This window comes from Micromonospora sp. NPDC048935 (assembly GCF_043197875.1).
Lineage (GTDB): Bacteria > Actinomycetota > Actinomycetes > Mycobacteriales > Micromonosporaceae > Micromonospora.
Map to the genome: position 1 here is coordinate 245,717 of NZ_JBICTZ010000011.1, position 16,371 is coordinate 262,087.

Genomic DNA, 16,371 nt, shown 5'->3' on the forward strand with positions numbered 1-16,371 from the left:
TCTTTTTCCGAACCCGTCCAGGTAAGTCCGATTTAGCGCATAGAGTGCCGATATCGTGGGATGTCCTCACCGGAGGAAGACGGAAAATGATCCTCGTTGAACGCAGTGCGCACGTGGCGGCGCCAATTGAAGTGGTCTGGGATGTCGTCCAGCGGGCCGAGCAGTTGCCGGCCTGGCTGGCCGGGGTTCGCGCGGCCGAAGTGCTCTCGGGAGAGGGCTTCGGCCGGCGACAACTGGTCCAGGCGGGGCGCGGCTCGGCGCACGAGGCCGAGGTGATCGCCTACCAGGAGCCGACGTTGATCGGCTGGCGGGAACGGGCCAAGGGCGCCGGCTCCCGGGCGGAGGCTCGCACCGAGATCTACGTCCAGCTCACCACCGACGAGGAGGAGGGCGGGACCATCGTGCGGCTCATCGTGGTCCGCTGGCCGGCCGGCCCGGTCAAGGCGGCCCTGCTGCGCCTCGGACTGCGTCGGGTCGGCGCCGACCTGGAGGACTCGCTGGCCCGGCTCACCGACCTGGCCGCCGTCGGCTGACGAGCGTCTCCCCTCCCGGCGTCACCCGCCCCGGCGGTGGTCCCGGGCCTCCGCCAGGGGCCCCGGAGCGCCGCCGCTCCCTTCTCACCCGCCGTCCGCCCGGTCGGTCGGGGCGGGGAGCGAGGGTGCGGGTGCACCAAGAAGGGCCCGGCGCGGGTGCGCCGGGCCCTTTCTCGATCAGGCTGGGACTAGCTGTCGCCGCCGGTCTCGCCGACCGGGGCGGCGTTGACGTCGTCGATCGCGTACTTCTTGGCGGCCTCGGCCGGGATCGTGGCCGCGACCGCGCCGTTGCGGGCGAGCTGCCGCAGCGTGGCCACCACGATCGACTCCGCGTCGACGTGGAAGTGCCGACGCAGCGCGTGCCGGGTGTCCGACATGCCGAAGCCGTCCGTGCCGAGCGACGTGTAGTCGCCGGGCACCCAGCGGGCGATCAGATCCGGTACCGCACGCATGAAGTCGCTGACCGCGACCTTCGGCCCGTCCGCGTCGGCCAGCTTCTGCTGGATGTACGGAACCTTCGCCTCCGCCCCCGGGTTGAGGAGGTTGTACTCCTCGGTCTCCACCGCGTCGCGGCGCAGCTCGGTCCAGGAGGTCACCGACCAGACCTCGGCGCCCACCCCCCAGTCCTGGGCGAGCAGCTGCTGGGCCTTGAGCGCCCACTGCATCCCGGTGCCCGAGGCCAGCAGGTTGGCCTTCGGGCCGTCGACCTGCGGCGCCGGCGCGTAGCGGTAGATGCCCTTGAGCAGGCCCTCCACGTCCACGTCGGCCGGCTCGGCCGGCTGCAGCGTCGGCTCGTTGTAGACCGTCAGGTAGTAGAAGACGTTCTCCTGCGCGTCCCCGTACATCCGGTGCAGGCCGCTCTCCAGGATGTGCGCGATCTCGTACGCGAACGCCGGGTCGTACGCGACCACCGCCGGGTTGGTGGCGGCGATCAGCAGCGAGTGCCCGTCCTCGTGCTGGAGGCCCTCACCGTTGAGCGTGGTCCGACCCGCGGTGGCGCCGAGCAGGAAGCCCCGGGCCATCTGGTCGGCCGCGGCCCACAGCCCGTCGGCGGTCCGCTGGAACCCGAACATCGAGTAGAAGATGTACATCGGGATCATCGGCTCGTCGTGCGTGGCGTACGCCGAGCCGGCCGCGGTGAACGAGGCCACCGAACCGGCCTCGTTGATCCCCTCGTGCAGGATCTGCCCGGAGGTCGACTCCTTGTACGACAGGAACAGCTCCCGGTCGACCGAGGTGTAGCGCTGGCCGTGCGGCGAGTAGATCTTCGCGGTCGGGAAGATTGAGTCGAGACCGAAGGTGCGGGCCTCGTCCGGGATGATCGGCACCCAACGCTTGCCGAACTCCTTGTCCTTCATCACGTCCTTGAGCAGACGGACGAAGGCCTGCGTGGTGGCCACCTTCTGCTTGCCCGAGCCGCGCTTGATGTCGGCGAACCGCTCCGGCCCGGGGATGGCCAGCCGCTTCGTGCTGGTCCGCCGGGACGGCAGGTAGCCGCCGAGCTGCTCGCGCCGCTCCTTCAGGTACGCCAGCTCCTCGGACTTCTCGCCCGGGTGGAAGTACGGCGGCAGGTAGGGGTTGTCCTCCAGCGCCTTGTCCGGGATGTCCAGGTAGAGCCGGTCGCGGAAGGTCTTCAGATCCTCCAGCGTCAGCTTCTTCATCTGGTGGGTCGCGTTGCGGCCCTCGAAGTGCGACCCGAGCGTCCAGCCCTTGATCGTCTTCGCCAGGATGACGGTGGGCTGACCGGTGTGCTCGGTGGCCGCCTTGTAGGCCGCGTAGAGCTTGCGGTAGTCGTGCCCACCCCGCTTGAGGTTCCAGATCTCGTCGTCGCTGAGCGGGTCGACCATCTTGCGGGTCCGCGCGTCGCGGCCGAAGAAGTGCTCCCGCACGTACGCGCCCGACTCCGCCTTGTAGGTCTGGTAGTCGCCGTCGGTCGTGGTGTTCATGAGGTTGACAAGCGCGCCGTCGGTGTCCGCGGCGAGCAGCGGGTCCCACTCGCGGCCCCAGACCACCTTGATCACGTTCCAGCCGGCACCCCGGAAGAACGCCTCCAGCTCCTGCATGACCTTGCCGTTGCCCCGGACCGGGCCGTCCAGCCGCTGGAGGTTGCAGTTGATCACGAAGGTGAGGTTGTCCAGCTCCTCGCGGGCGGCCACGCCGATGGCGCCGAGCGTCTCCGGCTCGTCCATCTCGCCGTCGCCGAGGAACGCCCACACGTGCTGCTGCGAGGTGTCCTTGATGCCGCGGTGCTGGAGGTACCTGTTGAACCGGGCCTGGTAGATCGCGTTCAGACCGCCGAGGCCCATCGAGACGGTGGGGAACTCCCAGAAGTCCGGCATCAGCCGCGGGTGCGGATACGACGGCAGCCCACCGCCGGGGTGCGACAGCTCCTGGCGGAACCCGTCGAGCTGGTGCTCGCTGAGCCGCCCCTCCAGGAACGCCCGCGCGTACATGCCGGGCGAGGCGTGGCCCTGGTAGAAGATCTGGTCGCCACCACCCGGGTGGTTCTTGCCCCGGAAGAAGTGGTTGAAGCCCACCTCGTAGAGCGACGCGGAGCTGGCGAAGGTGGAGATGTGCCCGCCGACGCCGATCTCCGGGCGCTGCGCCCGGTGCACCAGCATGGCGGCGTTCCACCGGACGTACGCCCGGATCCGCCGCTCGACGTGCTCGTCACCCGGGAACCAGGGCTCGCGCTCGGACGGGATGGTGTTGATGTAATCGGTGGTGGTCAGGGGCGGAACCCCGACCTGGCGCTCACGGGCCCGCTCCAGCAGGCGCAGCATGACGTAGCGGGCGCGCTTGGCGCCGCGTTCGTCGATGACACCGTCAAGCGACTCGACCCATTCGCTTGTCTCGTCAGGGTCGATGTCCGGAAGCTGGCTCGGTAGGCCGTCGCTGATCACCGGGCGCTTGCGTTCCGTAGCCACAGGCGTTCCCTCGGTTGTGTGTGGGATAGGTCTCTGGCGCCATCCTGCCCCCTGGTGGCACCCCTCGTCACGTCTAGGTCCCCCGGACGCGATGCTGAACACAGGTACCCGCCGGTAACTTAGCGCTGCCGCCCCTGCTTTCCGGAGCCGTTTGCCCGCCGTTCCTACCGTCAGCACATGGACAGAGAATATTTGGCGACCTGCTGGACCATGATCGCCTTTGGCGTCGTGGGGGTGGTGGCCGGAGTGTTCGGGCTCATCCTCGATGACGAGGCGGTGAAGGGCGTGGGGGCTTTCGGCGCCCTGGTCGGGGTGGGCGGCCTGGTCCAACTGCGGAAAGGGAGGCTCAACGCTCGTATGGCCGGCCAGTCCGGCCCTCGACGCCGCCCAGACTCGGTCGGCGGCGTCTACCCGGGGCCCACAGGCGACGCCGGCAGTGGTTGGCACGTCGACCGCCAGCGGGACGGCAACCACGACTCCAACGATGCAGTCGGCGGCAGCACCGGCGGCGACTCCGGTGGGCGCTGGTCCGGCGGCGACTCCGGTGGGGGCTGGTCCGGCGGCGGTGACTCCGGCGGCGGTGGCGGCGGTTCCTGACCGGCGGTGACTCGGTGGAGGCTGGCCGGGTGGCGGCGACTCCTGCTCGGGCTGCGGCAGAATGCGACGTATGCGCAGCGACGTGATCACCGTCCAGACCGGGAGCCGGCCGACAGTCCGGGACATCACCGCCGAAGCCCAACAGTTCGTCTCCGGGGAGGGCGACGGCCTGCTGCACGTCTTCGTGCCGCACGCCACCGCCGGCCTGGCGATCATCGAGACCGGGTCGGGCTCCGACGACGACCTGCTCAGCGCGCTGAACGACCTGCTGCCCACGACGGACCGCTGGCGACACCGGCACGGCTCGCCCGGCCACGGTCGAGATCACGTGCTGCCGGCGTTCGTCCCGCCGTACGCCACGCTGCCGGTGCTCGGCGGGCGTCTGGCGCTGGGCACGTGGCAGTCGATCTGTCTCGTCGACACCAACGGCGACAACCCCACCCGCCAGGTCCGCTTCTCCTTCCTCCCCGGCTGACCGCCACCGCACACCCGCAAGATCCGCGCAACTTCCCCGAAAGTGCTGCCTCGACGCTCGCCGAAGCAGCACTTTCCCTGAAGTTGCTCGGATCTTGCCTCCTGGTCGCTGAGCTTCGCGGAGGGGCGCCGCGCGTACGATGTGGACGTGACGCAGGAGGCGGGTCCCGCAGCCGGTGAGTCGGCGGATCGGGCTGGTCTCGCCGACGATGTGGTGCGCCGGATGGCGCAGGTGATCACCGCGCTACGACACCGGCAGGGCGTCGCGTTCGCAGAGTTGGGGCTCACCCCGGCGGCGGCCCGGGCGTTGCGCGAACTGGACCCGGACCACCCGCTGCCCGCCCGTGACCTCGCCGGCCGACTGGGCTGCGACCGGTCGAACGTGACGGTGCTTGTCGACAAGCTGGAGCAGGCCGGGTTGGTCGAGCGCCGTACCGACCCGGCGGACCGCAGGCAGAAGACGTTGGTGGTGACCGAACGCGGACGCGTCGAACGGGACCGGGTGGCCGACGTGATGTCCGACTCCCGACTCCTGTCCGGGCTGACCGACCGGGAGCTGAGCACCCTTCGCGACCTGGTCCGGAAGATGTCCGACGGCGACTGTTCGGAGCCCTGCGGGCCGGAGTGAGCCGACACGCGCCAACCGTGTCCCACTGGGCGACAAAGGCTCTCGTCGGTAATGCTGTCCCACGTGACGACCCCGCAAGATCTCGACGACCGGTTCCGGGAGACGCTGGCGGCTCTGCCCGCCGCGGTGCGGCGGCGTGACCCCGCCGACCCGGTCAGCGACGATGCCCCACTGACCGGGGCGCAGGTGCTGGACCTGTTCGACGCACAGGTGACCAGCCGGCAGCTCGACCTGGCCGGCCGTTGGCTGCGCAGCTTCGGGGAGGGTTTCTACACCATCGGCTCGGCCGGGCACGAGGGCAACGCCGCGGTCGCCGCGGTGCTGCGCCCCACCGATCCGGCGCTGCTGCACTACCGCTCCGGCGCCTTCTACTGCGTCCGCGCCGCCCAGGCCGCCGCCGAGTCGGCAGCGGGCACGGGTTCGGCAGCGGGCACGGGTTCGGCAGCGACCGCCGACCCGAAGCCGTCTCGTTCCGTGCCGTCTGGTTCCGTGCCCTCTGGTTCCGTGCTGACCGGGTCGGTGTCGGCCGACTTCGAGCGCTCTGAGTCTCGGCCCACCGACCGCGAGCCGCGCGACCGCGCGTCGACCGGCCCTGGGTCGACAGGCGCCGAGTGGCCCGGTGGCGAGTCGGCCGGCGGCGGGTCGATCGGCCCCGGGTCGATCGGCCCCGGATCGACAAGCGCCGAGTGGCCCGGCCGCGAGTCGGCCGGCGGCGGGTCGACAAGCGCCGAGCGGCCCGACCGTGAGTCGACAGGCGCCGAGTGGCCCGACCGCGAGAGGCCCGACCGCGAGTCGACCGGCCCCCAACCCACCGACGCCCAGCCCACCGGGTCCGAGCAGCCCACCGGGTTCGAGCCGCCCGTCGGTGGGTTCACGGCGTACGCGGACGCGGCCCGGGACGTGCTGCGCGGGATGGTCGCCTCCAGTCAGGAGCCGCTCGCCGGTGGCCGGCACAAGGTGTTCGGCCGGGCCGACCTGGCCATCGTGCCGACCACCTCCACGATCGCGTCGCACCTGCCCCGCGCAGTGGGGATGGGACTGGCCGTGGAGCGGTTGCGTCGTCTGGACAGCGTCGGGCGGCGTACCGCGGCCGGGGTGCGGGTCGACGGCGGGGCGAGCCCCGCGTCCGCCCCGTGGCCCCCGGACGCGGTAGTGGTGTGCTCCTTCGGCGACGCCTCGGTCAACCACGCCACCGCCACCGCCGCGTTCAACACCGCCGGCTGGTACGACCACGCCGGTCTGCGCATCCCGGTGCTCTTCGTCTGCGAGGACAACGGGCTGGGCATCAGCGTCCGTTCACCGGAGGGCTGGGTCGAGGCGACCCTGCGGGCGAAGCCGGGCATCCGCTACTTCGGCGTGGACGGAGCCGACCCGGTGCGGACGTACGCGGTGGCGGCCGAGGCCGCGGCCTGGGTGCGTCGTACCCGCCGGCCGGCTGTGCTGCACCTGCGCACGGTACGGCTGATGGGACACGCCGGTGCCGACGTGGAGTCGGCGTACCGGAGCACGGCCGAGTTGGCCGAGGACCTGGACCGGGACCCGGTGGTCGCCACCGCGCGGCTGCTCGTCGACGCCGGCGTGGCCACCGGCGAGGAGCTGCTGGCCCGGTACGACGAGACCGGCTGGCAGGTACGCCGGCTGGCCGAGGAGGTGCTTGGCGAACCGAAACTGGCCTCCGCGGCCGACGTGGTGTCGGCGCTGGCCCCACGCCGTCCGGTGCGGGTGGCGCGGGCGGTGGCCGACGCCGCGGCCCGGGCCAGCGGGCCGGGTGCCGGCGCCCGGGTCGACGCGTTCGGCGGTAAGCCGCCGGAACTGGCCGGCCCGATGAGCCTGGCGCAGAGCATCAACGCGGCGCTCGCCGACGGGATGCTCGACCACCCGCAGATGGCGATCTTCGGTGCGGACGTGGCCGCCAAGGGCGGCGTGTACGGGGTGACGAAGGGGCTGCGCGACCGGTTCGGGGCGGCCCGGGTCTTCGACACGTTGCTCGACGAGACGTCGGTGCTCGGGTTGGGCCTCGGCGCCGGGTTGGCCGGGATGCTGCCGGTGCCGGAGATCCAGTACCTGGCGTACCTGCACAACGCCGAGGACCAGCTCCGTGGCGAGGCGGCGACGATGCGGTTCTTCTCGCGGGGGGCGTTCCGCAACCCGATGGTCGTGCGGGTGGCCGGGCTGGCGTACCAGGAGGGTTTCGGCGGGCACTTCCACAACGACAACTCGGTGGCCGTACTCCGGGATGTGCCGGGTCTGGTGGTCGCGGTGCCGGCGCGGCCGGACGACGCGGCGCCCATGCTGCGGACCTGCCTGGCCAGCGCGGCGGTGGACGGCAGCGTCTGCGTGTTCGTGGAGCCGATCGCGCTCTACCACACCCGTGATCTGTACGCCGAGGGCGACGGGGAGTGGCTGGCCGCCTACCCGGAGCCGGGCGCGTGGGTTTCCGGGCACGTGCCGATCGGCCGGGCCCGCGTCTACCGGGTCGGCTCGGCCGACGACCTGACCATCATCACCTTCGGTAACGGGGTGCGGATGTCGCTGCGGGCCGCGGCGGTCCTCGCCGAGGAGGGGGTGGGCACCCGCGTGGTGGATCTGCGCTGGCTGGCCCCGCTGCCGGTGGCCGACATCATCCGGGAATCCTCGGCGACGGGCCGGGTGCTGGTGGTGGACGAGACGCGACGCTCCGGTGGGGTCGGCGAGGGGGTGATCGCCGCGCTCGTCGACGCCGGATATGTCGGCGCCGCGCGCCGGGTGGCCGGAGTTGACTCTTTTGTACCATTAGGTCCGGCAGCGCGTCATGTTCTGGTCTCGGCGGAGGCCATTACCGACGGTGCCCGTACGCTGCTGGCACGGTAAATTCCGTTGCACCCGGTGCGCCACTTGCGCGCGGACGCACAAGTGTGTGGACTTTGCCTGACGGCGTCGCACCGACGCCGCGAGCAGGGACGAGTTGAGGAGGCACGCGACAGTGAGCGCGACCGCTGGTCAGGCCGCCGACGGGGTACGCAGCCTGGCGGACCGGTTCGGAATCGAACCGGGGATGGTCGTCATGGAGATGGGGTACGACGACGACGTCGACCAGGATCTCCGGGACGCCCTGACCGACCGCTGTGGAGAGCTGGTCGACGAGGACACCGACGAGGTGGTCGACGCGGTGCTGGTTTGGTATCGCGACGGCGACGGTGACCTTTTCGAACTTCTCGTCGATGCCCTCGGCCCGCTGGCCGACAACGGGGTCGTGTGGCTCCTCACCCCGAAGGCGGGGCGTGACGGGCACGTCGAGCCGAGCGAGGTCGCGGAGTCCGCGCCCACCGCCGGCCTTCAGCAGACCTCGACCGTCAACGCCGGCCGGGACTGGAGCGGCGCACGTCTGGTGCTGCGCCGAGGGGCCAAGGCCAAGAAGTAGCCCGCGCCGCTTCGCCGGCCCGGCGGTTCACACCGTCGGATGGCAGGCTGGTGCCGTTCCCCCGACTCGACCCCCGAGGAGATCACGCATGCCCATCGAGGTTGGTGCCGAGGCACCGGACTTCGTGCTGAAGGACCAGAACAACCAGGAGGTCCGGCTCTCGGACTTTCGGGGCAGGCGCGTCGTGCTGCTGGTCTTCTACCCGTTCGCCTTCACCGGCACCTGCCAGGGTGAGCTGAGCGAGGTGCGGGACAACCTCGACGCGTACGTGAACGACGACGTCCAGGTGCTGACGGTCAGTGTCGACTCGGTCTTCAGCCACAAGGTCTGGGCCGACCGCGAGGGCTACCAGTTCCCTCTGCTTGCCGACTTCTGGCCGCACGGCGGCGTCGCCCAGGCGTACGGGGTCTTCAACGACAACGCCGGCTTCGCCAACCGGGGCACCTTCGTCATCGACAAGGCCGGCGTGGTCCGCTACGCCGAGATGAACGGCCCGGGCGAGGCCCGCGACCAGCAGGGCTGGCGCAAGGCCATCGCCGAAGCGACCATCTGACCGGGGTACGCCGTGCGCCGGGGTCGGCGGCGAGCAGGGTAAGCTTGCCAGCCACCGGCCCGCCGCACGGGCGATCCGGGCGCGTAGCTCAGTGGGAGAGCACTCGCCTTACAAGCGAGGGGTCGCAGGTTCGAAACCTGCCGCGCCCACACTCCAACCAGTAAGCGAAAAAGGGCTGCCGGCGCTCCGGCGGCCCTTTTCCGTGGTCCCGGTCGGCCACCGCCAGCGGGTGTCTGTCAGCGGCCCGCGCTCTGCGCGAGCCCTCAGACGTGCGCGCCCCAGGGGCCGAACCCGGTGGCGTGCCCGGTGCGGATCTGCTGCACTCTTCACCGGCGACGACAGTGGGGAGGATTCGGTGGAGTTGACGTTGACACCGATGACGGAACAGGACCTGGCCCGGTTGCTCGGGGAGTTGGAGCAGGGGTACGCGGAGGACCTGGTCGTAAACCGGGGGTTGACCCCGGAGGCGGCCCTCGAACGGTCGGCCAGCCAGATCCGGGAGTCGTTGCCGGCGGGCGCGGCGACCGAGGGGGCGCTGCTGCGGCTGGGCCGGGTCGACGACACCGAGATCGGCTGGATCTGGGTGACCCTGCCGGCGGCGACCGCCCCGCGCCAGGCCTGGATTCACAACATCGAGGTGCACCCGGCGCACCGGGGGCGCGGCTACGCACGCCGGATGATCCAGCTCATCGAGGCCGAACTCACCAAGCTCGACGTGCCCGAGTTGGGTCTGAACGTCTTCGGTTCGAACGCCGTGGCGATCGGGCTCTACCGCAGTCTCGGCTTCGAGGTCACCTCGCAGCAGATGGCGAAGCGCATCACCGCGGCGAGCTGAGTCGGGAGCCACCCAGGACGGTCCCGGCGGCAGGACTGTTCACCTGCCCAGCGGGAAACCGGCGCGGACCGCACCTGGGGAGGAGCGACGGATGACGCATGGCGCCGGACTGACCATCGGTGTGCTCGGCTCGTACGGTGGGCGAAATCTCGGCGACGAGGCGATCCTCACCGGCCTGCTCACCGATCTGCGCACGCAGGAACCAAACGCCCGGATCATCGTCTTCTCCCGTAACCCGGAGCACACCCGGGCCGCCCACCCGGACGTCGAGGCGGTGCCCTGGGAGGGCGTCAGCCGCACCGACTCCGCCCTGGTGCTGGCTCAGCTCGACCTGCTCATCCTGGGCGGCGGCGGCATCCTCTACGACCGGGAGGCCCGCCGCTACCTGCGGGTGGTCCGGGTCGCCCAGGAGCGTGGCCTGCCCCTGATCACGTACGCGGTGGGGGTCGGACCGCTCAGCGACGCGGTGGACACCGGCATGGTCCGGGAGACGCTCTCCAGCGCAACCCAGGTGACGGTCCGTGACCAGGAGTCCCGGATGGTGCTGGAGGAGGCGGGTCTGCTCAACCCGATCACGGTCACCGCCGACCCGGCCTTTCTCCTCCAACCCGAGGAGTTCCCGGCGCACCTGCTCGCCGAGGAGGGCGTGCCGGTCGGAAAGCGGCTGGTTGGCATCAGCGTGCGGGAGCCGGGGCGGGCCGCCGAGCGGCTGGACGTGGACGGCTACCACCGGCTGCTGGCCCAGATCGGTGACTTCCTGGTGCACCGGATCGACGCGTACGTGCTGTTCGTGCCGATGGAACGCGACGACATCCGGCACGCCCACGGGGTGCTCTCCCACATGGTCGCCGCCGATCGGGGGCGAATCCTGCACGGCACCTACTCTCCACAACAGGTGCTCGGGCTGATGCGGCACTTCGACCTGGCCGTCGGCATGCGCCTGCACTTCCTGATCTTCGCGGCGATGGTCGGCACACCGTTCCTGCCCCTGCCGTACGCCGGCAAGGTCTTCGACCTGGCCCAGCGGCTCGGCGTGCCGGCCCTGCGCGGCGTGGAGCGGGAGGTCGAGGGGCCGCTGTTGGCCGAGGTCGACCGGCTGTGGGACGAGCGGGAGCAACGCGCCGAGGCCACCGCCCGCCGGGTGGCGGAGGTGTGCGAGCAGGCGCGGGGCACCTCCGAGGTCACCCGCGGCGTGTTGGAGGGCCTGCGCAGCCAGGCCCTGACCCGGGTCTGAGTGGGCGCTCAGACCGCGGGGCCGGTCCACCGGTAGCGCCACTCGCGGGCCTCTTCGTGGGCGGTCTCCAGCTCGTAGATCTGTGCCCCCGCCAGCCCACCCGAGCCGAGGTGGTGGTGGGTCAGCGGTGGACGGCCGTTGCTGTCCAGTTCGACGGTGATGGTCTGCCCGTCCGCCGAGCCGCCGACGAGAAGGATCCGCACGGATGAAGCCATGCGCCCATCCTGCCCGTCGTGTCGCCCGCCCGCAGCGATAGCGGGGCAGCGGGGCGACCCGGCTCGTGGCTAGGGTCGGCGGATGGAGCAGACGATCGATCCGACGCTCGGTCCGGTGCTCGCCCGCACCGGCGACGAGCGTGCCGTACTGGACTCGTTTCTCGACTTCCACCGCGCCGTGCTGTTGCGCAAGCTGCGCGGTCTCTCCGACGCCGACGCCGGTCGACGGCTGGTGCCCTCGGCGACCACGCTCGCCGGGCTGGTCAAGCACCTGACCCTGGTCGAGCGGAACTGGTTTCCGACCCTGCTGGCCCCCGAGCCCGGCGACGTCTACCTGACCTCGGAGGAGGACGCGGTGGCGAGCTTCACCCTCGGCGACCAGGACACCGTCGCCGGGCTCACCGAGGCGTACGAGCGGGCCTGCGCACGGTCCCGGTCGATCGCCGCGCGTTTCGACCTCGACCACGTGGTGCCGCACCCACAGCTCGGCGAGGTGTCGCTGCGCTGGATCCTGGTGCACCTGATCGAGGAGACGGCCCGGCACGCCGGCCACGCCGACATCCTCCGCGAGTTGACGGACGGCGAGTCCGGCGCGATCTGACCCCTCACCCCCACGCGATCTTGCACTTTCTGCCCGGGCATAAAGGGGCATAAGACCCATATCACCGACAGAAACTGCAAGATCGCGCGAGGGGTGCGCCGGGGTGCGCCGGGGTCCCGCCAGGGCCGCATATCCTGGGCGGCGGGCGGCGACGAGGGGGAGCAGGTGCTGGTCATCCACGGGCTGTGGCAGCCCGGCGACGGCTCGACCGGCGGCCTCGCCGTCTGGGCCGAGGACAGCGCCGCGCCACAGGCGCCGGCCCGTCCCGGCCGGCCTCCCCGGGAGCGCCCGCATCCCTTCGCCGCCGGGCACGCCGACCTGGCCGCCGTCCTCGGCGACGTCGCCGAGCCGACCCGCCCGGACACCGCGCTGCTGACCCTGCCCACCCGGGCCGGCACGCCCACCGACTCACCCGAGCTGATCCGGGCCACCGTCGCACCCCCGGTCCGCGGCCGGCTCACCCTGGCCGGGTGGCGGGTCCCCGTGCTGGTGTACGCCCCAGACGACGCGCTGCCGCTGCTGCGCTCCCTGGACGACCTCCCGGCGGTGCCCGGAGCCACCCTGCGTCACCTCGCCGAGTTGGCCGACTTCGCCGCCGACCTGGTGTCCCGGGGCCGGGTGCTCCCCGGCGTCGCCGCGCCAGGCATGGCCGCAGGGGCCTCGTCGGGCGGTTCCGCGCGGGTGTCGGCGTGTGCGGTGTGGCGGCCGCTGTTGACCGGCACCGACGCCGGCTGGGCCCGATCGCTGGCCCTGGCCCTGCCGCCGGCCGCCCGAGCCGCCGCCGTGCGGCAGCCCACCCCGACCTCGGCCCTCTCGACCTCGGCCGACCAGGGTGGGGTTGAGCTGCCGGCTGCCGTGCTGGTCGCGGACGCGCTCGACGCGTTGACCGACGCCGCCGCGCGGGCTGCCCTGGCGACCACCACGCTGGCCCGGGGACTGCGGCCGGGTGGCCCGGCACCGGCCTGGTTGGCCGCGCTCGCCGGCCCGCAGCGGGACTTCACCACCGACCCGGCCAAGTTGGCCACCCTGCGCGAGGAGCTGGACGCCTGGCAGCGGGACGCCGCCGGCGGCCCGGTGCGGGCCAGTTTCCGGCTGGTGGAACCAGCCCCCGACGAGATCACCGAACCCATCCTGGCCACTCGCCCGGCACCGCCGGGGAGCACGCCGGGGCCGGCCGAGAGCACGTCAGCGCCGGCGCAGAGCACGTCGGCGCCGGCCGAGAGCACGCCACTGCCGACCGACATCGTGCCGGTGGCGATGGAGCCCGTCGGTGGCGCACGGTGGCGGCTGGAGTTCGGGTTGCAGGCGGCGGACGAGCCCGGCCTGCACGTCGACGCCGGGCAGGTCTGGCGGGCACCGCAGACGCTCGGCGGGCTGGCCGGTCGCACGAGCAGCCCGCAGGAGACGTTGCTGGCCGAGCTGGGTCGGGCCAGTCGGCTCTGGCCGGACCTGGACGCCGCGCTACGCACCGCCGCTCCCGAGGCGATGGACCTGGATGTCGAGGGAGCGCACCGGTTCCTCAGCGAGGGTGCCCCGGTGCTGCACGCGGCCGGCTTCGGGGTGCTGCTGCCCTCGTGGTGGCAGCGTAGGTCCGCGCGGCTCGGCGCTCGGCTGCGGGCCCGCAGCCGCACCGCGCCGGGCACTGTCGGTGGCACCGAGGCAGGTGTCGGTCTGGACGCCCTCGTCGACTACCGCTGGGAGATCGCCCTCGGTGACCAGCCGTTGTCCGCCGAGGAGTTGGCGGCGTTGGCCGAGATGAAGACCCCGCTGGTGCGGCTGCGCGGCCGGTGGGTCGAACTGGACCCGGGGCGGCTGGCCGCCGGTCTGCGTCTGCTCCGCTCGGCGGGTGAGCTGAGCGTCGCCGACCTGCTCCGCCTCGGCCTGGCCGACGGCGAGGCCACCGGAGCGCTGCCGGTGCTGGAGGTGACCGCCGACGGGGCGCTGGGCGACCTGCTCGCCGGGGCGGTCGAACGCCGGCTCACCCCGCTGGACCCGCCGCCGGGCTTCCAGGGGACGCTGCGCCCGTACCAGCAGCGCGGACTGGCCTGGCTTGCCTTCCTGCGCTCGCTCGGTCTGGGGGGCGTGCTCGCCGACGACATGGGGCTGGGCAAGACCGTGCAGATGCTCGCGCTGCTCGCCGGGGATCCACCGGACGCCGGGCCGACGCTGCTGGTCTGTCCGATGTCGCTGGTCGGCAACTGGCAACGGGAGGCGGCACGGTTCACGCCGACGCTGCGGGTACACGTACACCATGGCGCGGAGCGCGCGCGGGGGGCGGAGTTCACCGCGGCCGCGCACGGCGCGGACCTGGTCCTCACCACCTACTCGGTGGCCGCCCGCGATGCCGTCGACCTGGCTGGCATCGACTGGCACCGGGTGGTGGTGGACGAGGCGCAGGCGATCAAGAACGCGTCGACCCGGCAGGCCGAGGCGGTCCGCGCGCTGCCCGCCCGGCAGCGGGTGGCGGTGACCGGTACGCCTGTGGAGAACCGGCTCGCCGACCTGTGGTCGATCATGCAGTTCGCCAACCCGGGCCTGCTCGGGCCGGCGGCGACGTTCCGCAAGCGGTTCGCCGAGCCGATCGAGCGGCACGGTGACGCCGAGGCCGCCGAGCGGCTGCGCCGCATCACCGGCCCATTTGTGTTGCGCCGACTCAAGACCGACTCGTCGATCATCTCGGATCTGCCGGAGAAGTTGGAGATGGAGGTGGTCTGCAACCTCACCGCGGAGCAGGCTGCGCTGTACCGGGTGGTGGTCGACGACATGCTGGCCCGGATCGAGACCAGCGACGGCATCGAGCGACGCGGCCTGGTGCTGGCCACCATGACCCGCCTCAAGCAGGTCTGCAACCACCCGGCCCAACTGCTGCGCGACGGCTCGGCGTTGGAGGGCCGCTCCGGCAAGCTGGCCCGACTGACCGAGATCCTGGAGGAGGTGCTGGCGGCGGGCGAGCGGGCGCTGCTGTTCACCCAGTACGCCGAGTTCGGTGCGATGCTGCGGGGTCACCTGTCGGCGCGGTTCGGTCGGGAGGTGTTGTTCCTGCACGGCGGTCTCGGCAAGGCCGAACGGGACGCCCTGGTGCAGCGCTTCCAGTCGGCGGACGGGCCGCCGCTGTTCGTCCTCTCCCTCAAGGCCGGTGGCACCGGGCTCACCCTGACCGCCGCCAACCACGTGGTGCACGTGGACCGGTGGTGGAACCCGGCGGTGGAGGACCAGGCCACCGATCGGGCGTTCCGCATCGGTCAGCGTCGGCGGGTGCAGGTCCGCAAGTTCGTCTGCGCGGGGACGGTGGAGGAGAAGGTGGCCGCGCTGATCGCGGACAAGCGCAACCTCGCCGAGCGGGTGGTCGGCACCGGCGAGCAGTGGATCACCGAGTTGTCCACCGGCCAGTTGCGCGACCTGTTCGCCCTGGAGGCCGGGGCGGTGGTGGAGTGAGCGAGCGGAGCGCTGGAGTGAGCCAGCCGAGTACCGACCGGTTCGCCGACTACGGGCGGCCCCGCCGGGTCGACGGGGGCCTGCGGGCGCGCAGCGCCCGGGGCGCGATCGGCCGTTCCTGGTGGTCGCGGCGTTTCCTGGAGGTGCTGGAGTCGTTCGCGCTCGGCACCCGGCTGACCCGTGGCCGGTCGTACGCGCGAGCCGGTCAGGTGCTCACACTCGACATCGCACCGGGTCGGGTCAGCGCGGTGGTGCAGGGCTCCCGCCCGCAGCCGTACCAGGTGTCGATCGCGCTGGAGTCGTTCCCGGCCGCACTCTGGTCCCGGATCGAGGCGGAGTTGGCCGGCCAGGCGTTCTTCAGCGCCCGGCTGCTCGCCGGGGACCTGCCCGACGAGCTGGAGGAGCTGTTCGTCGCCGCTGGCGCGCCGCTCTTCCCGGCCAGCGTGGACGAGTTGACCCAGCGGTGCAACTGCCCCGACTTCGCGGTGCCGTGCAAGCACCTCGCGGCGACGTTCTACCTGCTGGCCGAGGCGTTCGACGCGGACCCGTTCGAGTTGCTGCACTGGCGCGGCCGGTCCCGCGCCGAGCTGCTCGACGAGCTGCGTGCCCGGCGGGTCGAGGCCACCGGCGCCGCCCCGCCACCCGCCCCGGTCGCCGCACCGTCCGAACCGGACGAAGGGGCGTCCGCAGTGGACGTCGTGGCACCGGTCGGCGCGGCCCGCGCCCTCGCCGGGCTACCGGCGACCCCGCTCGCCGAATCGGCGGACCGGTTCTGGATGCCGTCGGTGCCGCTGCCCGATCGGCCACCCCGACTGGCCACCGGCCCGGACCTCCTGCTGCGCCAGCTCGGCGCGCCAGCGCCGGCCATCGGCGGGCCGGGACTGCTCGAACGGTTGCGGCGCGCGTACCGTGCCTTCGGCCCGGCCGACCGGTGAGCCG

At 72.2% G+C, this 16,371-nt stretch carries 13 protein-coding genes, 1 tRNA gene and 2 pseudogenes; 14 read left to right on the plus strand and 2 right to left on the minus strand.

From position 1 onward, the window contains the following. The first annotated feature begins 86 nt into the window (after window positions 1–86). Complete coding sequence (locus ACGFIW_RS27405) at window positions 87–533, plus strand: SRPBCC domain-containing protein (protein WP_088988232.1); 447 nt, start codon at window positions 87–89, stop codon at window positions 531–533. A gap of 188 nt (window positions 534–721) precedes the next feature. On the opposite strand, the gene aceE is transcribed toward ACGFIW_RS27405, so the two are convergent. Next, window positions 722–3,460: a pyruvate dehydrogenase (acetyl-transferring), homodimeric type gene (gene aceE / locus ACGFIW_RS27410; RefSeq protein WP_393321414.1), complete on the minus strand. Its 2,739-nt coding sequence runs from the start codon at window positions 3,458–3,460 to the stop codon at window positions 722–724. 177 nt (window positions 3,461–3,637) lie between these two features. On the opposite strand from aceE, the gene ACGFIW_RS27415 reads away from it, so the two are divergent. The 9 genes from ACGFIW_RS27415 to ACGFIW_RS27455 all read left to right on the plus strand — a co-directional run bounded on the left by ACGFIW_RS27415 (window position 3,638) and on the right by ACGFIW_RS27455 (window position 11,181). Continuing rightward, window positions 3,638–4,057, plus strand: coding sequence for a hypothetical protein (locus tag ACGFIW_RS27415; RefSeq protein ID WP_393321416.1), 420 nt, complete (start codon window positions 3,638–3,640; stop codon window positions 4,055–4,057). A gap of 70 nt (window positions 4,058–4,127) precedes the next feature. After that, entirely contained in the window at window positions 4,128–4,532 is a 405-nt protein-coding gene (locus tag ACGFIW_RS27420; protein WP_393321419.1) for a YjbQ family protein, read from the plus strand. A 222-nt stretch (window positions 4,533–4,754) separates the two neighbouring features. Continuing rightward, on the plus strand, window positions 4,755–5,159 hold the full coding sequence (locus ACGFIW_RS27425; protein WP_393321548.1) for a MarR family winged helix-turn-helix transcriptional regulator: 405 nt from the start codon (window positions 4,755–4,757) through the stop codon (window positions 5,157–5,159). Window positions 5,160–5,210: 51 nt separating this feature from the next. Next, entirely contained in the window at window positions 5,211–8,009 is a 2,799-nt protein-coding gene (locus ACGFIW_RS27430; RefSeq protein ID WP_393321422.1) for a thiamine pyrophosphate-dependent enzyme, read from the plus strand. Window positions 8,010–8,121: 112 nt separating this feature from the next. After that, on the plus strand, window positions 8,122–8,559 hold the full coding sequence (locus tag ACGFIW_RS27435) for a DUF3052 domain-containing protein (RefSeq protein WP_110565654.1): 438 nt from the start codon (window positions 8,122–8,124) through the stop codon (window positions 8,557–8,559). Window positions 8,560–8,647: 88 nt separating this feature from the next. Further along, complete coding sequence (locus ACGFIW_RS27440) at window positions 8,648–9,112, plus strand: peroxiredoxin (protein ID WP_393321425.1); 465 nt, start codon at window positions 8,648–8,650, stop codon at window positions 9,110–9,112. Between the two features lie 77 nt (window positions 9,113–9,189). Next, window positions 9,190–9,261 (plus strand) — tRNA-Val (locus tag ACGFIW_RS27445). Window positions 9,262–9,467: 206 nt separating this feature from the next. Continuing rightward, the gene (locus ACGFIW_RS27450) at window positions 9,468–9,947 is read left to right on the plus strand and encodes a GNAT family N-acetyltransferase (protein ID WP_393321428.1); all 480 of its coding nucleotides are present in this window, start codon (window positions 9,468–9,470) and stop codon (window positions 9,945–9,947) included. A gap of 91 nt (window positions 9,948–10,038) precedes the next feature. Next, window positions 10,039–11,181, plus strand: coding sequence for a polysaccharide pyruvyl transferase family protein (locus ACGFIW_RS27455; RefSeq protein ID WP_393321430.1), 1,143 nt, complete (start codon window positions 10,039–10,041; stop codon window positions 11,179–11,181). Between the two features lie 8 nt (window positions 11,182–11,189). Here ACGFIW_RS27455 and ACGFIW_RS27460 read toward each other — a convergent pair whose 3' ends face one another. After that, on the minus strand, window positions 11,190–11,396 hold the full coding sequence (locus ACGFIW_RS27460) for a hypothetical protein (RefSeq protein ID WP_393321433.1): 207 nt from the start codon (window positions 11,394–11,396) through the stop codon (window positions 11,190–11,192). 82 nt (window positions 11,397–11,478) lie between these two features. Between ACGFIW_RS27460 and ACGFIW_RS27465 the strand changes: the two genes are divergently transcribed. The 4 genes and pseudogenes from ACGFIW_RS27465 (at window position 11,479) to ACGFIW_RS27480 (ending at window position 16,367) form a co-directional block, all read left to right on the plus strand. Beyond that, a complete protein-coding gene (locus ACGFIW_RS27465) occupies window positions 11,479–11,997 on the plus strand; it encodes a DinB family protein (RefSeq protein WP_393321436.1) in 519 nt (172 codons plus the stop codon). Between the two features lie 165 nt (window positions 11,998–12,162). Next, a pseudogene (locus tag ACGFIW_RS27470) lies at window positions 12,163–13,146 on the plus strand (ATP-dependent helicase); the annotation flags it as partial. Between the two features lie 120 nt (window positions 13,147–13,266). After that, window positions 13,267–15,432: pseudogene (locus tag ACGFIW_RS27475) on the plus strand (DEAD/DEAH box helicase); the annotation flags it as partial. Next, window positions 15,429–16,367 carry an SWIM zinc finger family protein gene (locus tag ACGFIW_RS27480; RefSeq protein WP_393321439.1) on the plus strand — a complete coding sequence of 313 codons (939 nt, stop codon included), beginning with the start codon at window positions 15,429–15,431 and terminating at the stop codon, window positions 16,365–16,367. The pseudogene ACGFIW_RS27475 and the gene ACGFIW_RS27480, both read left to right, overlap by 4 nt. The last annotated feature ends 4 nt before the right edge of the window (window positions 16,368–16,371 follow it).